General features: G+C 34.9%; 19 protein-coding genes. 2 read left to right on the top strand and 17 right to left on the bottom strand.

Annotated elements, in window-relative coordinates; translation table 11 throughout:
• Nucleotides 1-837: 837 nt before the first annotated feature.
• Together CHRYMOREF3P_RS23575 and CHRYMOREF3P_RS23570 are read right to left on the bottom strand one after the other, a co-directional pair.
• The gene (locus CHRYMOREF3P_RS23575) at nt 838-1575 is read right to left on the bottom strand and encodes an energy transducer TonB (RefSeq protein ID WP_180565669.1); all 738 of its coding nucleotides are present in this window, start codon (nt 1573-1575) and stop codon (nt 838-840) included.
• Nucleotides 1576-1816: 241 nt separating this feature from the next.
• The gene (locus CHRYMOREF3P_RS23570) at nt 1817-2482 is read right to left on the bottom strand and encodes a DUF6882 domain-containing protein (RefSeq protein WP_232539094.1); all 666 of its coding nucleotides are present in this window, start codon (nt 2480-2482) and stop codon (nt 1817-1819) included.
• Nucleotides 2483-2876: 394 nt separating this feature from the next.
• Between CHRYMOREF3P_RS23570 and CHRYMOREF3P_RS23565 the strand changes: the two genes are divergently transcribed.
• Nucleotides 2877-3470, top strand: coding sequence for a suppressor of fused domain protein (locus tag CHRYMOREF3P_RS23565; protein WP_180565668.1), 594 nt, complete (start codon nt 2877-2879; stop codon nt 3468-3470).
• A gap of 148 nt (nt 3471-3618) precedes the next feature.
• On the opposite strand, the gene CHRYMOREF3P_RS23560 is transcribed toward CHRYMOREF3P_RS23565, so the two are convergent.
• The 12 genes from CHRYMOREF3P_RS23560 to CHRYMOREF3P_RS24225 form a co-directional block, all read right to left on the bottom strand.
• Entirely contained in the window at nt 3619-4254 is a 636-nt protein-coding gene (locus CHRYMOREF3P_RS23560) for a hypothetical protein (protein WP_180565667.1), read from the bottom strand.
• Nucleotides 4255-4360: 106 nt separating this feature from the next.
• Complete coding sequence (locus CHRYMOREF3P_RS23555) at nt 4361-4744, bottom strand: DUF2750 domain-containing protein (RefSeq protein ID WP_180565666.1); 384 nt, start codon at nt 4742-4744, stop codon at nt 4361-4363.
• Nucleotides 4744-5130, bottom strand: coding sequence for a DUF2750 domain-containing protein (locus CHRYMOREF3P_RS23550; protein ID WP_180565665.1), 387 nt, complete (start codon nt 5128-5130; stop codon nt 4744-4746). The genes CHRYMOREF3P_RS23555 and CHRYMOREF3P_RS23550 overlap by 1 nt, the downstream gene beginning before the upstream one ends.
• Before the next feature lie 87 nt (nt 5131-5217).
• Nucleotides 5218-5637 (bottom strand): hypothetical protein, encoded by a 420-nt coding sequence (locus CHRYMOREF3P_RS23545; RefSeq protein ID WP_180565664.1) that lies wholly within the window; start codon nt 5635-5637, stop codon nt 5218-5220.
• Between the two features lie 19 nt (nt 5638-5656).
• Entirely contained in the window at nt 5657-6142 is a 486-nt protein-coding gene (locus tag CHRYMOREF3P_RS23540) for an ankyrin repeat domain-containing protein (protein WP_180565663.1), read from the bottom strand.
• A 120-nt stretch (nt 6143-6262) separates the two neighbouring features.
• Nucleotides 6263-6898 carry a hypothetical protein gene (locus tag CHRYMOREF3P_RS23535; RefSeq protein ID WP_180565662.1) on the bottom strand — a complete coding sequence of 212 codons (636 nt, stop codon included), beginning with the start codon at nt 6896-6898 and terminating at the stop codon, nt 6263-6265.
• A 157-nt stretch (nt 6899-7055) separates the two neighbouring features.
• Nucleotides 7056-7406 carry a DUF2750 domain-containing protein gene (locus CHRYMOREF3P_RS23530; protein ID WP_232539092.1) on the bottom strand — a complete coding sequence of 117 codons (351 nt, stop codon included), beginning with the start codon at nt 7404-7406 and terminating at the stop codon, nt 7056-7058.
• 41 nt (nt 7407-7447) lie between these two features.
• Nucleotides 7448-7750: an NTF2 fold immunity protein gene (locus tag CHRYMOREF3P_RS23525; RefSeq protein ID WP_180565661.1), complete on the bottom strand. Its 303-nt coding sequence runs from the start codon at nt 7748-7750 to the stop codon at nt 7448-7450.
• Nucleotides 7751-7760: 10 nt separating this feature from the next.
• Nucleotides 7761-8678 carry a DUF4329 domain-containing protein gene (locus tag CHRYMOREF3P_RS23520; protein ID WP_262889628.1) on the bottom strand — a complete coding sequence of 306 codons (918 nt, stop codon included), beginning with the start codon at nt 8676-8678 and terminating at the stop codon, nt 7761-7763.
• Between the two features lie 1532 nt (nt 8679-10210).
• Nucleotides 10211-11149, bottom strand: a complete 939-nt coding sequence (locus tag CHRYMOREF3P_RS23515; RefSeq protein ID WP_180565659.1) for a tyrosine-type recombinase/integrase — start codon at nt 11147-11149, stop codon at nt 10211-10213.
• A 28-nt stretch (nt 11150-11177) separates the two neighbouring features.
• Nucleotides 11178-12122, bottom strand: coding sequence for a tyrosine-type recombinase/integrase (locus CHRYMOREF3P_RS23510; RefSeq protein WP_180565658.1), 945 nt, complete (start codon nt 12120-12122; stop codon nt 11178-11180).
• On the bottom strand, nt 12119-13747 hold the full coding sequence (locus CHRYMOREF3P_RS24225) for a hypothetical protein (RefSeq protein WP_180565657.1): 1629 nt from the start codon (nt 13745-13747) through the stop codon (nt 12119-12121). The genes CHRYMOREF3P_RS23510 and CHRYMOREF3P_RS24225 overlap by 4 nt, the downstream gene beginning before the upstream one ends.
• A 363-nt stretch (nt 13748-14110) precedes the next feature.
• On the opposite strand from CHRYMOREF3P_RS24225, the gene CHRYMOREF3P_RS23500 reads away from it, so the two are divergent.
• Nucleotides 14111-14443 (top strand): helix-turn-helix domain-containing protein, encoded by a 333-nt coding sequence (locus CHRYMOREF3P_RS23500; protein ID WP_180565656.1) that lies wholly within the window; start codon nt 14111-14113, stop codon nt 14441-14443.
• 275 nt (nt 14444-14718) lie between these two features.
• Here CHRYMOREF3P_RS23500 and CHRYMOREF3P_RS23495 read toward each other — a convergent pair whose 3' ends face one another.
• From CHRYMOREF3P_RS23495 to CHRYMOREF3P_RS23485, 3 genes are read right to left on the bottom strand one after another with little or no spacing between them, the layout of a single operon-like run.
• Nucleotides 14719-15132, bottom strand: coding sequence for a hypothetical protein (locus CHRYMOREF3P_RS23495; protein ID WP_180565655.1), 414 nt, complete (start codon nt 15130-15132; stop codon nt 14719-14721).
• Nucleotides 15116-18436: a DUF6443 domain-containing protein gene (locus tag CHRYMOREF3P_RS23490; RefSeq protein WP_180565654.1), complete on the bottom strand. Its 3321-nt coding sequence runs from the start codon at nt 18434-18436 to the stop codon at nt 15116-15118. Before CHRYMOREF3P_RS23490 ends, CHRYMOREF3P_RS23495 begins: the two co-directional genes overlap by 17 nt.
• A 7-nt stretch (nt 18437-18443) precedes the next feature.
• The gene (locus CHRYMOREF3P_RS23485) at nt 18444-21875 is read right to left on the bottom strand and encodes a hypothetical protein (RefSeq protein WP_180565653.1); all 3432 of its coding nucleotides are present in this window, start codon (nt 21873-21875) and stop codon (nt 18444-18446) included.
• Between the last annotated feature and the right edge of the window lie 5 nt (nt 21876-21880).

Raw genomic sequence — 21880 nt, 5'->3', positions numbered from 1 at the left:
CAATAGTTTGCGGAGAGTGAGGGATTCGAACCATTTTATATAAATTGTTGAAAATGAATACTATTTAAATTTCAGATTCAACAATAGCCACGAATTTGCCACAATTCCATAAATATCTTAATCTACAAAATCTAACAAAAAGATTTAAAGAACGATTTTAGTTTTAATATTACAAATATAAAAAGAAGTTTAGTAATTAGCAATAAGATACTATTTCACTCCACTTTATTAATAATGTAAGTTTTAAAGGTAACTCTGAACGACTTCCAAAAATGCACAGGTTGACTTCCTTGAATTTTTAATAACCTAGAAACTTGGCTTGGTCTTGGTTTATTCATCTGATCAAAAAAATCACAAGCTATATGATACACTGAACACAGATTTCATTTTCTGATAACGCAGTTCAAAATTACCATTTGCATTGACGGGCTCAGAACCGTTCATCCATCAACCCAGTCTATGATATATTCCAACTTGTTTTAGATAAAATATTCTTCATACTATATTTTCCAATAACGGTCCATTTATTCAGCCCTGCTATGTCTTCATTCTCAAGATTTTTTACCAGCAATTCGTATTGCTCCCTGTCACTTATCTCTCCCTAAAATTTATCTAAAAGATCCCGACACAACAGCCGCCTTGTAAAACAGTGTAATGATTATTTTAGCATATTAAAATCATGAAATGCTTACACTCGAAAGCAAACTCACTAGATTAAGAAAAAAGATAAATTAACACATTAGTCTTGCTTTAATTTGTTAATTTTTATTTGAAAGGCAGCTACAACTGTAATTGTTTCATATTGAATATCCAGGCACCAGTTTTATACAGCCGTTTTTAATGGTCATTAATTGTTAGTGGAATTTCCAGCTTAGTTTCTACATTAACGCCATGGATATTGCCCGGCCTCCAAGTCCCTTTAATACTTTTGGCAGCATTAATAACCATTCTATCAAAACCGATATTCCCTGATGTTGGATTCACTATAAAATCAAAAGCTTTACCATTTTTATCCACTTTAAATTTCAAATATATCCGTCCAAACCGATCAAATTTAAAACCATTAGTACTTACCTTTCTGCTGAACTGTTCTTTAAAAACCGCATTCCCACCAGGAAATTCTGCTATCCTATCGTAGTAATTCATTGGATCATAACCTTCTTTATAGTTTTCAAATAAACTATCAGGAAACATGATTATCTTTTGAATTACCGGAACTTTTTTTCCATCCAGTTCTGCAGGAATCCAACCTTGCAAATCTTCCAAAACGGCTTGGCTCAATTCAAATGCACATTTATTTTTCCGGGCACTTTCTATATTTGACTTTTTTAATAACTTTATAGTCTTATCAGGGTAAACAACAACTTCTGCAATATATAATTCCTTCTTATTATCACATGGATTAAGTTTCTTTTTTCCTATAAGTTCATGTATATCTTTATAGAGTTTGATATTACCACCAATATACGCCTGCTGCCCATCAGGATATCTGCTATATACGATAGAGTCTTTCCATTTATTCTGCCCAAACAGTATTGAACTTATAAAAACAAAAAGTAGATTAATTTTTATCATGATTTTTCATATGTTTTTTAGTAGAATTCATCTTTATATTCAATTCAATCACGCTGATTAGTTCCATTGACAATTAGCTTCTTTTGATTTTCATTGCTGTAGAATCCTTCAAGTCATATTATTGATTTCTGGTGCGGATAAATCTATTCAACTATTGCATATTTTTATTGAATTCTTTCAATTCAAAATAACAGTTCTCACATATCAGTGTTATCCCCGCGAATTTTTCAGACTCCTCATTTCAACCATCGGATTCAACTCTGATTTTTTCACATTCACTACACCAAGCCTGTAAATCTTCATCTTCTTCCAATTCCATCCCCTTATAAGTATCAAAGGCTTCTTCAAAACCTTTTGGTACTTCAAGATTTAAATGCTGACATACAAATGCAGGTCTTGAATATCCATGACTATCACAATCAACCTTTTTTTGCTTCATCATCTTTACTTCTGATGATTGTTCATCGGGAACGTTGATGACTAACAGGTATTTTTCTAAATCATCAGTATTAACTTTATACACACCAACACCTTTTAGAAAATCAAAACAAATTGAAGATAATTCCCACCCATCATACTCATCACCTGGGAAAGTTCCATTGTAAAGTTTTTCATAATTATGTTCAATGCCAAATTCTTTTACTATCAGAAGTTCATTTTTATTCTTTTCAATGGAATGGCTATTAAACCAACTCCACATCCAGGTTTTTGATTTTAAAGAATAGCTTCCGACAGGAACATATTTAAAATACACCTCATCATTATCATCGTTATATAACCTTAAAAGTTCTAATTCACTGTCATAAAACCAATTTTCATAAGAATCAATTTTATAAATTTCTTTAAACTTCTTCTGGGATTCAACTAACCTGTCTAATCTTGTCTTACTATATTCTTCGTAATTCATTTTCTAATGTTATAATAATTGGTGAAACTCATAAACCAAGAAACGATCACTCCTTTGGAACTGGCAATAATAAAAAAGTTTCCCAAATGCAAAAGGTAATAATAAAAAACCAAATGACTTTTATTTTAGTCATTTGGTAAGTCACATCCATTTTTCTGTTATGAAAAACTAACTATCAATTCCAGTAAATCTATTTTTGAAGTATAAAATTTTCCAAGGATTTTTAGTTGAGCAAAAATATACCTTATGCAGTAAATAACACACCGTAAAAACCCCATAACAAACTCCTCTTTTTTACGGAATTCCCTATCAAAAGTATTATAAGTTCCTTCTCGATCTGTTACCCATATTGCACATTAACCAAAGTATCTTATATTTAATAAAAATTAATTTAATGTCCAAACATACTTCTACTGAAAACATAGAATTGGTTAACTATATAACAAGTGTTGTTGGTATTAATAGAATAGTTGATCGCCATTGGGACGAACTCAATAAAAATTTCATTGATATTCTTACATGTGATGACCAGCTTTACTCAAAAATAAAATTTTGTGGCACCATCGGTGTTTCTGACTACCCTAACAAAATTGAAATGAAGGACAGCAGCTTTAAAAATATTCCGATTGAACTTCTTATTGGTGGATATAAAGAATTTGAGCTGTTATCTAACATTCTTTCCACAGCAGGGTTTTATATTACCAAGAATGGTTGGGAGTGCCAACCGGGGTCAGTATTTATGCGGATTATCGAAATGTATTATGAAACTTCGGAGATGAAACATATTATGTTTGTATCTCCATTTCTATGGGCAGATAAATTGAAATCATTGGAACTTGAAACTAAGACGGTTCATTGGCTTATGTGCATCCCAATATCTGATAGAGAACTTGATTACAGAATGGAGAATGGGGGTTCTGCACTAGAAGACATATTTCAGGAAAATGATATTGACATTTTTGATATTAATAGAACATCAGCCATTTAAAAATTATATTCCAATAACAAAATTACAGTGCACCAAGAAATAACACAGACAATCAATTAAATTGCCTGTGTTTATAAAATACTCCAATATCAGGTTTTATTTAAGTAAAATGAACAAATGTAAAACGTGATCAATTTTAAATTGACAGTTATTCCTCATCATCCTGACGAATTTCAATCTTTCCCTCTTTCATAAGGAATCTATATCCAGAAGGTATTGCTAAGTACTTTAAAATATCAGGCCGAGCAAATGCAACATGATAAAAATGCACCATTTTTAATGACTTAATATCGTCATTATAATCATCCGTGATAAGGTACCATCCACTCTCATCTTGAGGTGAATCATATCTAATTCCTTCAATATCCTTTCCTTCGTAAACACCATCTGATATAACAACTGATTGATTGAAGTTTGGAAAGAGAGGAATAAGATTCTGCTGCCAACATGTTTCGCTTTGCTGCCTAACAACCGAAATTGCTGTATCACAGCCTTTATTAAAATCGCTACCGTCTACATTTGGCTCATACAGATCATAACAGTTATCTTGATCCAGTCTAAATTGCAAAAGCCACGAATAATAGCCAATATTTTGATTTTCAGAAATAATTGGTTTACTATCTACGATATAATCTATAATATATTTAATAACCTCTATATACTTTTCAGGTTCATTATTAACAATGGCAACTCTAATTTCTTTAGTTATATAAGCATCTAATTCCTTTGTTTCCAAATAAAGATTATCTATTATATATATTTGAATTCCTTTGTATGTTATCATATATTTTTTAATTATAAAACCCAAATAGATTAAAACAAACCCTTGTATTTCTGCAAGGGCTGTTATTACTCTATTTTTGATACGAGCGGGACGCTCAACAGCAGGATTATTCTATCTTATCTAGCTCTTCTTGTAAATCTCGATTAAATTCTTCGAGATTTACTACAAATCCTGATTTCCCATTTACAGGAAATACATTAATTAAATAATTTTCAGAATTAATAATATCGAATATATTTTCTTTTAAATCATCTAAAGTTAATTTGATAGGTTTGCAATCGTCCCAACCTCTTTCCAAATATAATGTAACAAACTCCTCAGCAGGCCAAAATGATATAAGATTAAATTCATCAATTTCTGAAATAACATAATCCCCATCCTGATCAATAATTGTCCAAAGTTGTTCAAAGTCTGCAGCCTTCTTAATAAAGTATTCATATCTTTTAATAGGCTCTAATCTTAAAATGTTTTCAATTTCTCTTTGATTCATTACTCATACTGTTCTAATTCTTCTTGTAAATAATCGAGAAGATCTTTTGGTGAAGTTACCGTTCCTTTCGCATTTGGTGTAAGAAAAACATTTACCAATGTCTTGTCATTGGTCATTCCGGGAATCCATTTTTCAATAAAGTTATCTAATGTTATAACCTCAGGTTTATAATTTTTCCATTGATCAACCGCGCAAAGTACAGCAAATTCTTTCTCTGGCCATACGGGAAATATTCGATTATCATCATTATCTCCAAGTAGAGCCCAACCATCATCATTTAATCCCCAAAGTTCTTCAAAATCTGCTACTTTTCTGATGAAGTAGTTATACCTTTCATCTTCTGACATTCTTAAAATGTTCTCTATTTTCTTTTTTGTACCCTCCATACTTTAAGTCAACTTAAGTGTGATTTTGAAATTTAGGGTATTAAAAAACAATACCCTAAATAAGCCACACGCTTGTAAATTTATCTTTTATCGGATTTTGCAAATTTCAGAAGCAAAAATATCTCCTTCAAATTGAGTTTCAATAATAGCACATTTTCCTTCTATCTTTTTGATTGTACAAAGGTACCCACCATGAGTATTAATATATTTGTCAACTTCGTCATGCTGGCTTTTGGTAAGATCTAATAGTAATGTAAATTGACAATCATTCTTCCACAATATTTTATAGTATCTATCCTTCTGTAACTTTATATTTGTAGATAGATCAAAAACCTCTTCTTTCTGAAAATCTTTGGATTTTTCTATTAGATACTTTTTATTTGTCTTCTTATTTATTAGCACAAACTTTCCATTTTTAAAATCTCTGCAAGATAGTTTTCCAGAAACAATTTCTTTTGGATTAGCTAGTAATGACAGAACAAAGGGAAACATTATTAAAAGCTTCATAATTTCTTTATATCTATAATTAAGAAGTAAGAATTTTAATCATTTCTTCATCATCAAACTGTTTCGCAAGATCTAATGGGGATCTATCACTGTTATTTTTAGACGTTGAATCAATTTCATATTCTTTTAGAAGTTTAACAATATTATAGTCACCATCTGCGTTAAAAACAGCAACCCACATTGCATTATTCCCATATTGATCTTTAATATCTTTCACTATTCCTTTAGCATTTAATAACAATTTAGTAAACTTATAATTATTATGATCTACACTATAGTGCAAAGGCGTTTTACCCTCATCATCTTGTTTGTTAATATTGATATTACAAGATAAAAGATAATTCAAAATTTCTAATGCATCATAAGCAACCGCTTCATGAAGAAGGTTTTGTTTATATTCATTCACGAATCTATTTACATTCGTTTCATTTACAATTTTCTTTAGGTTTTCTAATTCATTGAATCTAACCATTTGAAAGACACTATCAATATAATTGCTGTTCATATTTTCTCCTGTAATTTTATAAGTAGTATTGGCATTTAAAATTTAGGGTATTAAAAATAATACCCTAAGTAAGCAAAACATTTACAAACTTTCTTTTAATGATATCATTCTAATTGGGAGTTACTCCTCCTCATCCTTATATATTCCAATATTTCCTTCTTTCATGATAAATCTGTATCCAAATGGTATGGCTAAATACTTTAAAATATCAGGACGAGCAAAAGCAACATGATAAAAATGCACCATTTTTAATGACTTAATATCGTCATTATAGTCATCCGTGATAAGGTACCATCCACTCTCATCTTGAGGTGAGTCATATCTGATTCCTTCGATATCTTTTCCTTCATAAACACCATCTGATATAACAACTGACTGGTTGAAGTTTGGAAAAAGAGGAATAAGATTTTGTTGCCAACATATTTCTCCTTGCTGTCTAACAACCGAAATTGCCGTATCACAACCTTTATTAAAATCGCTGCCGTCAGCGTTTGCTTCATATAGATCATAGCAATTATCTTCATCCAGTCTAAATTGTAAAAGCCATGAATAGTAGCCGATATTTTGGTTTTCAGAAATAGCAGGTTTACTATCTACAATATAATCTATAATATATTTAATAACCTCTATGTAGTTTTCGGGTTGATTTTCACCAATTACAACTCTTATTTCTTTATCCAGATAAGTATTTAGCTCTTTAGTTTCAACATAAGTACTATCATTTACGATTATTTCAATTCCTTTGTATCTTATCATATTTTTTAGTTAACTGTACTTTTTTGAGATAATCTTAAAAAGAAAGTGTCCATTTTAAGACACTTTCTTTAATTATTACCGTAAGGGTTCAAGAATTTCTATAATTCTGGATATTTAATTATGTTTAAATTTCAGATAGTTACTATTAATGACTTACTTATCCATAATTCTTCAACTCCTCGCTCAAATCCTTAGAGAACTCTGTTAGATCAACCACGAATCCCGTTTTATCAAAAACTGGAAAGACATTAATTAAATAACCATGATCAGCAATAAAATCAATAATTTCATCTTCAAGATCATCCAAGTCCAGCTTTTTAACTTGACAATTTTCCCATCCACTAACTTTACAAAGTTCTGCATATTCCTTCGCACTCCATAAAGGAAATAATTCTTCGTCGTTAATTTTTGATACTACGTAATCCCCGTTATCATCTGTGAGAGTATAAAAAAATTCAGAATCAGCTACTTTTTTTATAAAGTATTTATATCTTTCTACAGGCTCCAATGCAATTACGCTTTCAAACCTCTTTTTGTTTGGGACTATTTTTACTCTCCATGGGTATATTTAATCACTTCTTTAGTTTTTACATTTACTTCTGCATAAGCAACACCTCCTATTACTGGTGGTTTAGGAAAACTCCCATGCACAGTCCAAATACTATCATTCTTCCTTTCTGCAACGAACGGTTTTTGTTCATTTATGGCTGATTTTCCATAAACTTCATTCCATTTTTTTTCAGCTACAGAAATTGCAATCTCTTTATCAGTAATGTTATTTTCACTTTTATTAGATATTCGTTGCTCACAACAAGCAAGGGAAAATAGCAATATAAAACTATAATATTTCATTTTAAATTATTTATTGGTGACGTGGTAATTGTTTTCGATCTATCGATGGTGTCTGTTCTCGATTTTGCCTCATAGCTTCTATTGATTTTAAACCATCATCTAAAACAGGTTTGGGAAGATAATCAGAAATAGGATCCAATTTAGGAAAAGGTTTAGGTTTAGCCCTATAGTCTCCTAAAGAAGGTCTAGGGTTTTCTATAGGATTAATTCTATTCTTTCTTTCTGGTGAAGTAGGATCACTTGGCATATTTGTTCTTAATGTTTTTTCTGTATCAGAACTTAAATCATAATATTTTAATTGGCCTCCAGGAGTTACAAGAAAAGCATCTAATCCAAGATTGTTTGCAACCCCTTTATCTCCACCACCACTTGCATCTCCTGAAAAATTTTCATCATCATACTCTTTGTCTTCATTACCATGGGCATGAATATAAGCGGAAGCAGCTGCACCTTTTGGTAGTTTCATATTTAGACCTTGTGGAATACCATGAGCTTCACCTGTTGTAGGATTATTATAAGCATAATACTTTTTACCATCCACATATTTAAAGTAAATCACTGCTCCTATTTCACGTTTATTTAATATTGACTTTCCATTATATTGTTGTCCAAAATTTGCTGCAGCATTTTCTCTGGTATTAAATAACACGTGAGGTTCCAATCCCTCCAACTCTCTTGCATCAACTACTCTATTTCCACTGAAAGCATAGGTTGACCAGGTATTGTATTTTTCACTTAGTGGGTCAACATTAAAGAACCTCCCCATCGCAGCATCATAGTTCCTCCATTTAAAAGAACTCCATCCTGTTTCAGTTTGTTTTTCCTGTCCCTGGCTAGAATATTTATAGTTTGGTGTTATTGAAACAGCAGTACTCAACTCTCCTCCAAACTCTAGTCCAAAAGGATAGTAATGGTTGGTTCTGTCAATTTTCAGGTTTCCGGAAGCATCTTTGTAATACGCCAGTCTGATGTTCCCTACCTGATCGGTATAATTGTAAATATAATTGTTTCAGCCAAATTTCAACAGGCTAATGGGTTTCTTTATGGGCTAATTTTTAATTGTTCATGAACGTCTTCGCTTACCCAACTTTCAAAAATATACTTTTTCAGTTAATCCAAAAATGGGGTTTTCCCTATTTTTTTAGATAAAAAGTAATTAATGTCAAAAATAGTAGTTAAGGTTTAACAGACAATATTTTTCTTTGCAGGAGGTTTAAAGATGATGTTTTACAAGGATAAAATACTGATAGAGTTACTAGATAAATATGTTAAAGCTAAAATAGTGTTATAGCGGGTCAAAATATAAGTAACTCGTGCAAAAATAACTTTGTTTGTAAGCAGACAATGTTTTTATTTGCTGTATTAAATGATTTTGATAGAGAGATTTTTTATTTTGTTTTTAATAACCACGGTATTATTACACAAAGGTTTTAGCAAACCTATTTTTTATAAAACATGATATTATATTTGTGACATGGAGAGTAATATTCTTTTTCTAGGGATGCTTCTACTGATTATTTTAGCAATGACGGCTTTTGTTATTGTTTCTAAGAATACAGGGAAGTAAAAAAGTGACCGCGAACAATAGTAGCGCAATCACTTTAACGATTTCATTTCCAATAGCCCACCCTGCCAAGTGGGCTATTATTTTACAAATATATACTTTCTTTCGATTTATTTTGTGGTTTCGGTGGTATTGTTGTCGCTGTTGTTGTAGATGTGGACTTGTGGGTAAAATAACGAAGGCAGAAGCCCTGGCTTTATCCACAAATCCACATCCTTTAACATACCTCCAGTTCAACTGCGATTCAGGGCGGGCGCATTTTTCCTTATTTCGGGTGGTTGAAGCGCGGAAGAAAAAGGTATTTTTCGGTGCTGGAAAGATTCGGGAAAGATGTTGGCTAAAAGCGTTGGAAGCGGAGTTGCCATGCACGAAGCGTAGGGAAGCATTTTACATAATGTCAAATTATAGGTGCCGAGGGGCTTGCCAGAAGCGAAGTTTACGGAGTGGAGGGCAACGTTTTGCGGGGGATGCACGTATAATTTTATTATGTAATTTGCTGGGGCATTAAAGCCTAGGGAAGTTCAGGAAAAGAATGAGCGCAAAATGTCTTTTTTGTGGCTGGGGGCGGGATATTTAACTCAAAATGCAAACGTTGGAGCTTATGATTTACGAATAGAATTTTACGCAAGCACTTGTAATTATTTAATTTACAACACGTTAAAACATTTATTTTCCGCACGGCTTTTATAGAAAACATTCACTTCTATTCATAATCTTTGTCATATAAATTATTACCACTATGAAAAAGAATATTATCTCCGTATTGATCTCTATAGTTCTTGCATTAACTATTATTTATCTGATTATTTGTAAAGTTTCATCAACAGACCGACCTGTTAAATTTCATTATAACAGTAAAATAATTGGTGTATTTGAGTATGAACAAAATTAGTTTTTTACCCTAGCGGATGGTATTTGTCTATCTCGGCCTGAAGTTCCTGAGCATCATTCTTTAAGTAGGATTCTGTAGAATAAATATTCCGGTGCCCTGCTTTGTACTGTACCTGTCTTAAATTGTATTTCTTTAACCAGTTAACAATGACCGATACCCGTATTTGCTGTAGATTTATAAGCTTAGGATTTTGCATCTTCAGTTCTTGTAATATTTTGTTAAATATATTCAGCGGTTCTTCTGTTTCAACCTTGTTTTGTCCTCTGATGGGGGTGCTTAAAAACAAAATTTCTGTTTCTTCAGGCTGGCATTTTAAGAGTTCTTTTCTTGTAGTGTAGAGGTACTCCATAAGGTCTACGATCTGGTGGGATTTGAGTTCTAAGGTTCTGTCTTTTCCCATTTTCCCACCCCTGATGTCTATAGTTCCTTTTCTGATGTCTATATCCTGTACTTGTATCCTTTTGATCTCCGCGGTAGTAGCTCCCTGATAAAGCAGGATGCCCAGGATAGCTTTATTACGTTTTCTGCATAATCGATAATAGTGGAGGATCTTATTTTTTATATTACGAAGGGCTGGTTTTTCTGTATCATAACCATGGTAAAGGTCTTGCAGTTCCTGTGAAGATAATACCGGGTAAATATTCTGTTTTCTATGGGTCTTTATTTTGATATTCTTAACCGGATTACTGTCCCGTATTCCTTTTTCTATCTGGTAATTAAAAAAGTGCTTCAGGGCAAACATTTTTATCTGTATGGTTTCCTGTATGGTATTTCTTGCCTGTAATAGCCGGATATAAGAGAGGATTTCTTTTTCTGTGCAGTTCTCTGTTTCTGTATGATCCCGGTCTAAAAAAGTAATAAATTCCATAGCCAGTATATAATAGTGCTCTATTGTACTTTTGGCTAAGCCGTTTTGTCTTAAATAGGATTTAAAATCTGACATAGGATATTGGGTTTTCTTTTCAAATTGGCTACATCGAGCTTTCGGTTTCTTCGGCTAAGTGGGTATAGATCTGGGTAGTGTCTAAACTGGTATGCCCTAAAAATTTTTGTACCTTCTGTATATCCATTCCACCTGCCAATAGATGGGTAGCTATAGAGTGCCTGAGTCCATGCAGGGTAATGTGTTTTTCTTTGAGTTTGGGATTTTCTGTTTTTGTAATCAGACTGGCCAGCCTTTTATTCATCAGCTCGCCTGTTGTAGGTTTTCCGTAGCGGTTGAGTAACAAACGGGATTCTGTCTTGTCTTTTGCAATAAGCATCCTGTATTCATAAATCCAAAGGGTAAAGCATTCTTTTACAGATGGACTGAAAGGGATTAATCTTTGTTTTCCGCCTTTTCCTTTTTTTACATGGAGGATTCGGGTATCGAGGTTGATATCTTCTATACATAAGGCGATGCCCTCGCTTCTCCTAAGCCCGCAGGCATAATAAACGGATAATAATACTTTATCCTGATAATTCAGAGCCTCTTGTTTCTCTGTCATATATTCCTGCTCCTCGGATGCTTTGTACAATTCTTTTATTTCGTCAATAGTCAGTATTTCTTTTTTTAGGTTTTCGCTTTGCAGTCTTTTCAGATGAAGGGAAGGAAGGTTTTTCATCCCTTTATGATACAGGAACTCAAAGAACTTATCCAGTGCCAGAAACTGTCCGTTGATATAGCCGCTGCTTAAAGCGCCCTCTTTTCTGTAATTTTTTCTTGTTGTTAAATAAAAATAATATTCCCTGATGTATTTAGAAGACAATCCGGTAAGATCACTAATCTTGCGTTCTTCCAAAAAGTGTAAAAATTCTCTTACATAATGCGGTAAGTTATATGCAGACATTTTAGAATACCCCAATGTGGAGAGCCATTCTCCAAAGGCTTTTTCTAAATACACATATCTTGTATTGTGTAATGCTAAGGTTTTCATTTTTCAGTCCGGTTATTCTTTTTAGTGTTTCGCTGTTTCGGTTGTTGAGTTTGCTTTTCTATTGGGGCTTTACCCGACACATCTATACTAGTGTTTCGGTATGTTCCGGTGTTTCGGTTTTCCATCTGTAATAATGCATTTTCCATAACCTCGTTAATGCTTGCTTCCAGATTCCTGTATTCGTTTTCATCAATCAATTGATAGTAATAAGTTTGCGTTTCTTTGTTCTGCATTTTTTTGATCAGCCCTATTTCCTGCCATTGGTTTAAATAGCGCTGTGCCGTGGTTTTGGTGACTTTCAGTATATAACGTAACTGAAGATTGGTAAAAGAATGTCCTAAATTCTCCAAACTGTCTTTAAATTTCTCTAGTTGGTTTCTGCTGTTTCCGGTGAGTAAATCACTTTTCCGTATGAGTACTTCTTTCAGTAATTGGTTGGCATTTTTTATATCTTCTATCGTAGTTTCTATGTATTCTTCTCCTGTGGACTGATCTACTTTTCTCTCTCTTTGGTATTGGCTGTAATAGGTGACTACTTCTATAAATTGCAGGTAGTGGGCGTTGGTTCTTCTGGGTTTCAGTATTTCTTTGGGAAGCTGTAAATATTCTGCATAAGGATTAATGACCTTTATATTCTCCAATAGCCTCTGGCTGTTCTGTAATATTCTTATGGCATTTTGTTTATGGGTTGTATCTATCCTCCCTGCAGATAGTTTCCTTTGGTATTCCATAATACGCTCGTCCTGCTCCGGGCTTTCATCAAGATAAAGCAAAAAGCTCCTGTTGGCGTTATCTTCGTAAATGCTTTCCTGTGTGGTACAGCCTGCTACACATACCGGACCTTCTACGGTAATAGGGATGCTTTTGGTTTCTCCTTTGCTGTTTTTAAAAGCGATGGTTTTGGATATTTTCTTTTTAGATTGTAATTCTCTAAGCGGATATAATGCCTGTAAAACACCGTCCAGATCTTCTATTAAGATAAGTTTGTTTTTGAGTTCCTGCTGGCCGAAGTAATAAAATGCGTTTTCTGACAAGGTGGTGATTTCGAGCTTCTCTTCCTCCGGGATCAGGTTTCCAATGGATTCCTGCAAATGGGTTTTTCCCGTTCCACTGCTCCCCAGGCTCACCACGTGCAGGGGATGATCACGCTTCCTGCTGGTGAATATAAGATACATGATTAACCTGTTAATTTCTTCGCCTATCATTCCGCTTTCACCAATTAACTCATTGGTACGCTCCAAAAGGTTTTCGGATTGTAAAAATGTCTGTGATTCCCTCGTTTCTTCTTCTGACAGCAGTTTTACTTCAGCTTTACTGTTTTGGTTTTCTATCTGCTCCAGCCTGTACTTTTCCAGTTCTTCTATCAGTTCATTAATGAAGGCTTCTATCACGGAATGACCTATTTCTAATTTCGAAGCGGTTTTCCTGATCAGCTTTTCTACCTGTGTATCATTGTAGAGATCAAGATTGTGACGTACAGCGACAAGCGGAGTTTCAGGATGATGGATTTTTAAGGTGACCCGTAAACGGTCTAATCCTTCTAAACGGATGCCCCCCAATACGGAGATATGCAGAATCTTATTTTCATAAGTAAGCTGATTGGCATGGTCTCTGGTAAATAACATGGTAATATATTTTTATCAAATAATTGTATGAATGCTGTTTTTATGGTATCCGGATATAGGTGATATTTCCTCTTTTGAAAAAAGGACAGGCTTAGATCATAAGATTTCTGCCTGCCCAGGGCTCTCCGCGGTACCTCTGTAATTATTTTTATGATAGAGTAAAAATGTTTGTACATGATACATTTATGATTGCTGATATTCTTATCAATAAAAAATCAAAAAAAATTCACGTCTCATATTTGTCCCAAAAGTAACAATTACGAGAATACAAAACAAGTCTTTTGTGAGATTTATATTTTTATTCTGCTTTTATTTGTCTTAAATTCGCATTTATAGGATGTTTAATATCTAAAAATCTCACTTATGACTATCGCAGAACGTATAAGGCTATACAGACAACAGAAAGGGTTTTCACAAGCTGAACTTGCAGAAAAGTCTCAGGTGAATAGCAAAAGCCTTTCCCGTTATGAATTGGGAAGCAGTATTCCTCCCGCTGATGTGCTTAAAAATATTGCAGATGCCTTGGGGGTTTCCAGCGATGCCTTATTAAATGATGATACGGTAACCATTAAAGATAAAGAACTTCTCAAAAAATTTGAGATCATTCAGGAGATGAGCGAGGAAGATCAAGAAATTATCATTCGATTTCTTGATCTTACAATTCGTGATTATAAAGCTAAAAAAGCGTATTCATAAAAAATACACTTTCTAAAAAATAAATACCCCGCAAAATGCGGGGTATTTTTATTTCAGAATATCTTCCGGCTGTAAGGTAACAGCTTTTAATTTCTCTTATTGAGTTTTAGCTTCTTATTTTCCTCTTCTAAAGCTTCATTCTGCTTTTTCAATAGTGCAATATAATCATTTAGGTTATCTAAAATATGATTGGGAATACTGCAATAATCTTGTTCTGTTTCCAAATACAAAACAGAACAATATAAAAACCACCGCAAATGCAGTGGCTTTATGTTTTAAGTGAAGGCTGGCTTTTCAGTTGTGTATACTATTTCCAATAAATCATTCCCTCTAAATTCAATATAGAGATATTTATAATTTTTCTTAACTTCTATTCTATTCTTTTTATTATTATAAATGATAATAAGAGATTTAGTGTCTTTGGGCAACTCTAATTCTTTAAATTCTGTCTTCTTCTTAAATACTCCTTCATTGGAATATAAAACATTTCCACTATCTGTTTTAATAAGAATATTCTTAAGAATATCTTTTTCATTATACAGATGTAAAAGTAGTTTTAAATCATTAGCATTTATAGATTTATTATCCTTCTCTTCTGGAATAAAAGTATATCTCACTTTATTGCTACTGCAACTAAAGGTAAATATTATAATAAATGATAAGAAAAATATTTTACTTAGCTTTTTCATCAGGAATATTTTTTATTATAGTTTGTTTCTGTTCTGGTATTGTCTTTTTAGAGATTTCAAATTGAGGAGCAAACATTAGATTATCTGTCTTTACTTGATCTTTCACCTTGTTACTATCATCACTTTGATGCTTAAGTCCCAAAGAATGACCAACTTCATGTGTCGCATACGCTGGTGTCATCTTGCCAGATACAACAGTTTCCATATAATTAACTTGACTATTTCCATTCTCTCCAAAAGTATAGCCTTTAATTTCAGATCCATTATCGAGTTCAGTGGTTGACTGTTCTGTGGAAATTTGATCTGTTAATGCAATTGTATAAGTTCCTTTATCTGTAAAATTAATATTTCCCACCTTTATTTTATCTCCATTATTCATAGTCCCACCAAATGATTCTTTCATTTGAGAAACAAAATTCGTTTTAAATGCTTCTAAACCTTCTGGAGTTAAATTTTGTGATCTATTCACAAGGTTGATAGTAGCATTTAATGTGTATGTCTTTGTTCCATTATCATTTAGTGTGGTGCTCTTAACCCATTCAAGACCCTCTAATTCTCTACCATCAACGACTCTGTTCTCAGCAAAATTATAATGTGACTGATAAGCGTATTTTTCACTTAACGGGTCAACATTAAAGAACCTTCCCATTGCAGCATCATAATTTCTCCAACGGTAAGAACTCCATCCTGTTTCCGTTTGCTTTTCCTGCCCTTGGGAAGAGTACTTGTAGTTTGGAGATATTGAGTTGGCAGTACTCAATTCTCCGCCAAACTCCAGCCCAAATGGATAATAGTTCGTTGTTCTATCTATTTTTGCATTTCCGGAAGCATCTTTGTAATACGCCAGTCTGATGTTCCCTACCTGATCGGTATAATTGTAAATATACTTATTTTGAACGAAATCATAATACCCTTCTGAAGTTGGAACAAAACTTAATACATCATTTAAATATTGAAATCCATCCAGATAATCTGTCGTTTCAACAGTTTTTAAATTCATTCTACCTGTCCCATATGTATAGATTTTCCTTAGTTTTTCTCCTGCAGCATTATACAGATATTTTGTATTGACGTAGGTATTAACCTCTAAATCATGAGGCACGTAATTCTGATCAAATTTCACATAGTTGGGAAGATTAAGATAATTGTAGTCTATCTGCAACATACCTCTGTCAATATGGCTGATCATATTCCCGTTATTATCATAAGAGATTGTATTTCCTGAATTGTCAGGGTAACCGCCATAGTTTCCAGAAGTATCATTAACCTTAGTAAGTCTATTTCCGGTGTAAGAATACCCCAAATCATCCATCACCACCGCTCCCACATTTGATAGTAATCTATTTCTTTTTAGGGTCTGGATATTCCCGTTTACGTCATACGTCAGCACTTCGTTGTAATAATTATTCTGCGGAACCGTTGCATTGGGCTCAGAATAAATCCCATTTTTTAATCGGTCTAATCCATCGTACTGGTAATTATATCTTCTAAATGTTCCTCCATCAGCAGCCTGCCAATCTATTTCTGCAATATTCCCATTGTATTTACCTGTAGAAACTGTAGAATAAACAGGATTGTGGTATTTAAGCTCGTAGGCAAAGAGCTTTCCGTTCAAGTTGGCGGGATCATTCACTTTCGTAATCCAGCCTCTGATATTGTAAGTCTGATCTATTGACTGCAAAGGGCTACCCGTGGTATTACCTATCTTTTTATTAGTAAGCTGTCCAAGGTCATTGTAGGTGTTTTCTACCAGAAGTTCTTCTGTTAGACTGTTCACCTTATGATAGAGCTTAAGCAGCCTTTTCTGGTCGTCGTATACAAATCTTTCTTTGATAACCACTTCCGCATCTGCATTTCCTTTTTTGTGATAGGTATAACTTTCATCCACAGCACCAGCGAAATCAAGCTTGAATTCTTTTTTGGTATATCCGCCTAGATGATTCCAGGTTTTTTCAGCTACCTTTCCACCTTTGGTGTTGTAATAGAAATAGGTTTTCGTCCAGTTGTCATCCTCTATGTTCTTTATATAAGAAGCTGTGGGCAGACCTTGGGTATTGGCACCTCCGTTGAGAGCCTTATCTTCATTAACTACATATTGATCGAGGATTTTCGCCGGAGGGAACTCTTTAGTATCCCTTGGATAAGAGTCATAATAATTAACGGAAAGAAGAGTTTGAAAATTAGTAAAAAGCGTGTTGGTATAATAAACTACAATCCCATTTTTGCTAAAACCTACAGCAGTAGGTGTTTCGCTGATAACAAGATTATTAATCTGTCCTTGTAGATCTGCCCGGCTTCCTCCGGTGATAAGCCCTGTGTAAGCAACACGACCAAAAGCATCGTATTTGGTCAACAACCACTGTCCCTTATTTTTCAGGTTCACATCCTGGGTAAGCACCGGACGGTCTGCAGCATCATACACCACAGATTCCCAATCATCCCTTCCAGAAAGTCTTTTTTCCACCTGCCTGTCTAGTCCATCATATCGGTACTGGTAGCAATAGGTGTTCAAAATATCTGTAGTAACAACGTTATTATTCTGCTCAATCTTCTTTACTGCCAGAGCCGGAATTACAAATGCCTTTTGGCCGTATTCGTTGTAGACATAATAGGTATCAATATTCTGTGCTCCGTCTGTTCTGCGTACCAGTACCGTCTCACCGCGCCCATTTTGAAATTGAATAACCGGAGTTCCGTCTTCATCGGTAACCGTATTTTTGTATAGTATCCCTGCATCATAAAAGCCACTTCCTGATGCTATGGAAACCGAAGAAATGGTTTTATTATCCGTTCCTACCGTATTGGTAGTTGTATTGGTAATAAATTTCTTAACCTCTGTCCCAAGGTTTACCTCATATTTAAATTTTTGGGTGTGTCCGCTGCTCATCTTCCAGGGATCACCCGGCTGAGCCACTTGCTTTATCCTGTCTAAGGGTGAATTTTCAATTTCCTTTTCTGTGTAGGCATTAGCTGCTCCATAATAAGAGTTAGCTGTACTTTCATTTACAATTCCGGTATGGATAGCTGAATTGAGGGTATTGGCGGGAACAGGAAGAATTTCCTTAGCCTGTCTTCCAAAGGCATCATAAGTGATAGGAGTAACAAGATCTTTTCCTGTTGTGGTCGCTTTTACACTGACAATTTGCTTGGGTCTTCCCAGTCCATCGAAATAGGTAACGGTCTCTGTCTTCTTAGTACAGTCACCGCTTAGACAGGTTTTGGATTGTATATAATTTTCTGTTGTACTTTGTGCATAGGTCGTCATCGCTGTAAACAGCAGACCTAAAATTTTAATTTTTTTCATTGGTGTTTTACTGCTTATAGTTATACTTAAATTCTTTGACTACCTTAAAGCTGTATGTTCCTGCATTATCTCTTTCTCTTACCTGAATTTGTTTCAGCCGCTTCGCACTGTCATAGACATAGAGTTCCCTAACACCTGATGGGGGTGTTATCGTTGTTACCCCCACCAAAGGATCGTAGGTATATTTGGTTACCATTCCTACTGGCTGGAAGGCATCAAGAGCCAGTAACAGGTCTGCTTCTTTGGTTGGATCAGCTGCATCTTCATTGGATCTGGCTACGATAGTACTCATCAAACCTTCCACCTGGCTGTACAATGCCCCTACAATTTTTGCAATAGGTCTGGTTTTGTTGTATCCCCAAACTAAACTCACCGGAGTTCCGTCTTTCTCCCTGTATTGGAGAATATTTCCTTTTTCATCATATTTTTCATAGTTGACGTCCTTAGAAGAAACAGTAGGGCTCAGGGTATCATAAGAATATTCAGACAACGGAAGCACTAAATTCCCGGTAATTGCATGAGGCAGAGCGGTTGGGTAACTCGTTTCTTCTCTTGATGTTACTTTAGTGATGTTATCTACAGTTTGCTGTGTTTTGGTTTCCAATGGAATACCCACCATATTCTTATCAATCATCAGCTGGTTGCTTTTCTCGTGGGCGTACTGATACGTTTTTTCTGTAGTGGACAGATCAGGGAATATGGTCTTTTGTGATGTGATCTGAGTATGCTTTGGATTGTTATAGAAATACTGGGTTTCCGTTTTCATCGCATTTCCATTCAGATAATCTGTTGTTTTCTGGGACTTCAAATATTCAAAATGAGAAATGTTTTTGTACTGCATAATATCCAGATTATCCAATTGTTCTTCATAGGTGATCATTTCGCCTGCATTCTTACCATAGCACCTGGTTTTGTAATAAGTTGTCACATTATTAGCTCCGGGGGCAATGCAGTCTTTAAGTGCATCGGAAGTTGAGTAAAAATGATGATGATTGGCAGTACAAGCGGTATATGAAACCATTTTTGTGATATCTTCAGCGCTGCAGGTATAAGTAACGTTCTTCGGGATTGGATTTTCATAGTTCTTTCGGATAGAATAACCATCTACCTGGTATTTTCTGCTATTGTCTTCCTCGTAATTCATCTCCACAGTACGCATCAGGCTTCCTCCTGCATCAAGATATTGGGTGGAAATTTCCCGCCCATTATTCCATCCCAAATTTGTCCACACAGAGTTGCGGATATTATCTCCACGGAGAACTTTTCCAAAATCGTCAGAAGCAACAGAATATTTATGAATAATATTTGATTTTCCCTCTACAATCTCCTGAACGGTTTTATAAAATACGTTAGGATGGGTGGCAAACAGCTGGTTGATATTAGAAGAAGTAATCATCGTATAAGGAAATCTTTCAACACCATTAGGAACCGGCCCACCAATATTTCCTGCTGGAGGGTCAGTATAACAGGTTCTTGTAAATTTGAGCTGTTCCTCAAACGCAGGAGGTCTTAATACAACGGCTTCTGTATATTGTTCATTTAAATCGCGGTAAACAAATTTTCTTGTAGATGCCACCCCGTTTTCTGTTGCATCTGTAATCTTAGCAATTCTTAATCCACCAATAGGAGCTTCTCTGTCTCCATAGACCGCCTCTTTAGTAGTATAACTCGCTGATGCGGTGGAACGGGTACAAACAAAAAGCGTCCAAAGTTTAAGAGTTAAAGGTTCGTCTTTCTGAACTTGGGCAAAAATGCCTCCTCCATTATTAGTAGGGAAAGTAACCGAATTTCCTGCAGGGGTAACAACACCTGTTGAAGTTTTATAATACAATGGTACGGCCTGTCCGCCAGGCTTTAGCAGGCTAACAATAGCTCTGTGTTTTCCGGTAACCTGTTCAGCCGGATCACACGCGCTATTAAACTGGGCACTTCCTCCCAAGCTGATCTCTTCTGTTCTCAGCGGAGTAAAAACCGTCGTATTCTCAACATGACCATTATTATCGTCAGCTGTTGCTTTGATCTGAGTTCCGGTTCTCTCAGATGGACTCAACATTACATTTTTCTCAATCGCGGTATTATTTTCATAGGTAAACTCGGTAGATCCTTTCGTAGGATAGACAATCTTTTGAAGTATTCCAATAGCTGTATTTTGCGGAACGACCGATTGTGATGCTCCAATATATGAACTCCACATAGCCACCTCCTCTTTGTAAGGAACCAGGTTGGTGTTGGAGGTATTACCGTTATAATATCCCCAGCTGTCTCTACTAAAGGCAAGTCTTTGGGGAAATAAATCCGGCAGATTATACTCAAATCCATAAGTCGTATTTAAAACACTATCCACAACCGAAGTCAAAAACAGTCGGTTATTAGCGGTAAGATTGTAATTAAGGGTAACATCATTAATAATACTTCCATTAATCTTTTTTGTAACTTTCTGTAATCGTTTATAATCACTGCTGCCCCCTGATTGCAGATAATCAAAAATAATTTCTCCGTAAGAGGGATTATTACTATAAATTCTTTTGATCTGTTTTCCGGTAACAGTCTGATTATGACTGATTAGCTCACTTACCTGCGGGTATCTGATAAATGCAGGGTTTCCACAACTGGAATACATGGGTCCGTCATTGGGAGTGGTATAAGATAGGGTCTGTGACTGGCTCATAGTAGCACTATACCCACCATCTACATTCTCAATAAATACAATTTCTCCACTGGTGATATCTTCAATTTTTGTCAGATACCAGGCAGTGGTAGAAATGGATATAAGGGAATGTCCAGCTCCGGCAGTACGGTTGGAAGTGGTCTCCTTATCTGTAAAATAATATTTGGTTCCATTATCTACCGTTATGGTAAAGGAATTTCCTCCGCTTGTTCCCTCAATCACAACATCTTTTTGGGAATAAATGACCGGGATTCCTTTTTTGTCAAAGACAAATTTGATCTGCATCCCTCCAAAACTGGCCATATACAAATCCTGTTCCGTATCTACATCATCAAGAGAGGCATCCTGAAAGAACTGCATTACTGTTGGATGATTTACCCCAAGTTCATCAATATTGGTTGGAATCAATATACTGCTCTGATGATCTTCATCAGGCATATCTCTTATTACTCTGGTTATCACGCCTCCTGAAACAAGATTCCAGCCGAGTCCTGTAGAACCGTTCATATCATCGACTTTGAGTCCATTGGAAAAATAATTAAGCCTGATTGGAATATTAATATTTTCGGTATCAAAAGATGTTACAGGTATATCTACATTGGCATTCCCTGTAAATAGGCTTACCGGAAGATTTCCAAAGGCTCCCAATTTATAAGACTCCGCAGATGGAGGAATGATATTGGGAAGCGTGGACTGTTTGCTTCCTGTAGTTTGCGCAAGTGCAGCGCCCATAGACAAGCAAAAAAATAAGCTTGTAATATTTCTTTTCATTGTGT

The organism is Chryseobacterium sp. JV274 (genome assembly GCF_903969135.1).
Classification (GTDB): domain Bacteria; phylum Bacteroidota; class Bacteroidia; order Flavobacteriales; family Weeksellaceae; genus Chryseobacterium.
The sequence above is the reverse complement of the archived record's forward strand: the minus strand, read 5'-3'. Positions and strand labels throughout refer to the sequence as shown.

Bases quoted from the DNA above. Each gene is read 5' to 3' on its own strand.
- CHRYMOREF3P_RS23575 (WP_180565669.1), bottom strand. From the start codon at position 1,575: ATGATAAAAATTAATCTACTTTTTGTTTTTATAAGTTCAATACTGTTT.
- CHRYMOREF3P_RS23570 (WP_232539094.1), bottom strand. From the start codon at position 2,482: ATGAATTACGAAGAATATAGTAAGACAAGATTAGACAGGTTAGTTGAA.
- CHRYMOREF3P_RS23565 (WP_180565668.1), top strand. From the start codon at position 2,877: ATGTCCAAACATACTTCTACTGAAAACATAGAATTGGTTAACTATATA.
- CHRYMOREF3P_RS23560 (WP_180565667.1), bottom strand. From the start codon at position 4,254: ATGATAACATACAAAGGAATTCAAATATATATAATAGATAATCTTTAT.
- CHRYMOREF3P_RS23555 (WP_180565666.1), bottom strand. From the start codon at position 4,744: ATGAATCAAAGAGAAATTGAAAACATTTTAAGATTAGAGCCTATTAAA.
- CHRYMOREF3P_RS23550 (WP_180565665.1), bottom strand. From the start codon at position 5,130: ATGGAGGGTACAAAAAAGAAAATAGAGAACATTTTAAGAATGTCAGAA.
- CHRYMOREF3P_RS23545 (WP_180565664.1), bottom strand. From the start codon at position 5,637: ATGAAGCTTTTAATAATGTTTCCCTTTGTTCTGTCATTACTAGCTAAT.
- CHRYMOREF3P_RS23540 (WP_180565663.1), bottom strand. From the start codon at position 6,142: ATGAACAGCAATTATATTGATAGTGTCTTTCAAATGGTTAGATTCAAT.
- CHRYMOREF3P_RS23535 (WP_180565662.1), bottom strand. From the start codon at position 6,898: ATGATAAGATACAAAGGAATTGAAATAATCGTAAATGATAGTACTTAT.
- CHRYMOREF3P_RS23525 (WP_180565661.1), bottom strand. From the start codon at position 7,750: ATGAAATATTATAGTTTTATATTGCTATTTTCCCTTGCTTGTTGTGAG.
- CHRYMOREF3P_RS23515 (WP_180565659.1), bottom strand. From the start codon at position 11,149: ATGTCAGATTTTAAATCCTATTTAAGACAAAACGGCTTAGCCAAAAGT.
- CHRYMOREF3P_RS23510 (WP_180565658.1), bottom strand. From the start codon at position 12,122: ATGAAAACCTTAGCATTACACAATACAAGATATGTGTATTTAGAAAAA.
- CHRYMOREF3P_RS24225 (WP_180565657.1), bottom strand. From the start codon at position 13,747: ATGTTATTTACCAGAGACCATGCCAATCAGCTTACTTATGAAAATAAG.
- CHRYMOREF3P_RS23500 (WP_180565656.1), top strand. From the start codon at position 14,111: ATGACTATCGCAGAACGTATAAGGCTATACAGACAACAGAAAGGGTTT.
- CHRYMOREF3P_RS23495 (WP_180565655.1), bottom strand. From the start codon at position 15,132: ATGAAAAAGCTAAGTAAAATATTTTTCTTATCATTTATTATAATATTT.
- CHRYMOREF3P_RS23490 (WP_180565654.1), bottom strand. From the start codon at position 18,436: ATGAAAAAAATTAAAATTTTAGGTCTGCTGTTTACAGCGATGACGACC.
- CHRYMOREF3P_RS23485 (WP_180565653.1), bottom strand. From the start codon at position 21,875: ATGAAAAGAAATATTACAAGCTTATTTTTTTGCTTGTCTATGGGCGCT.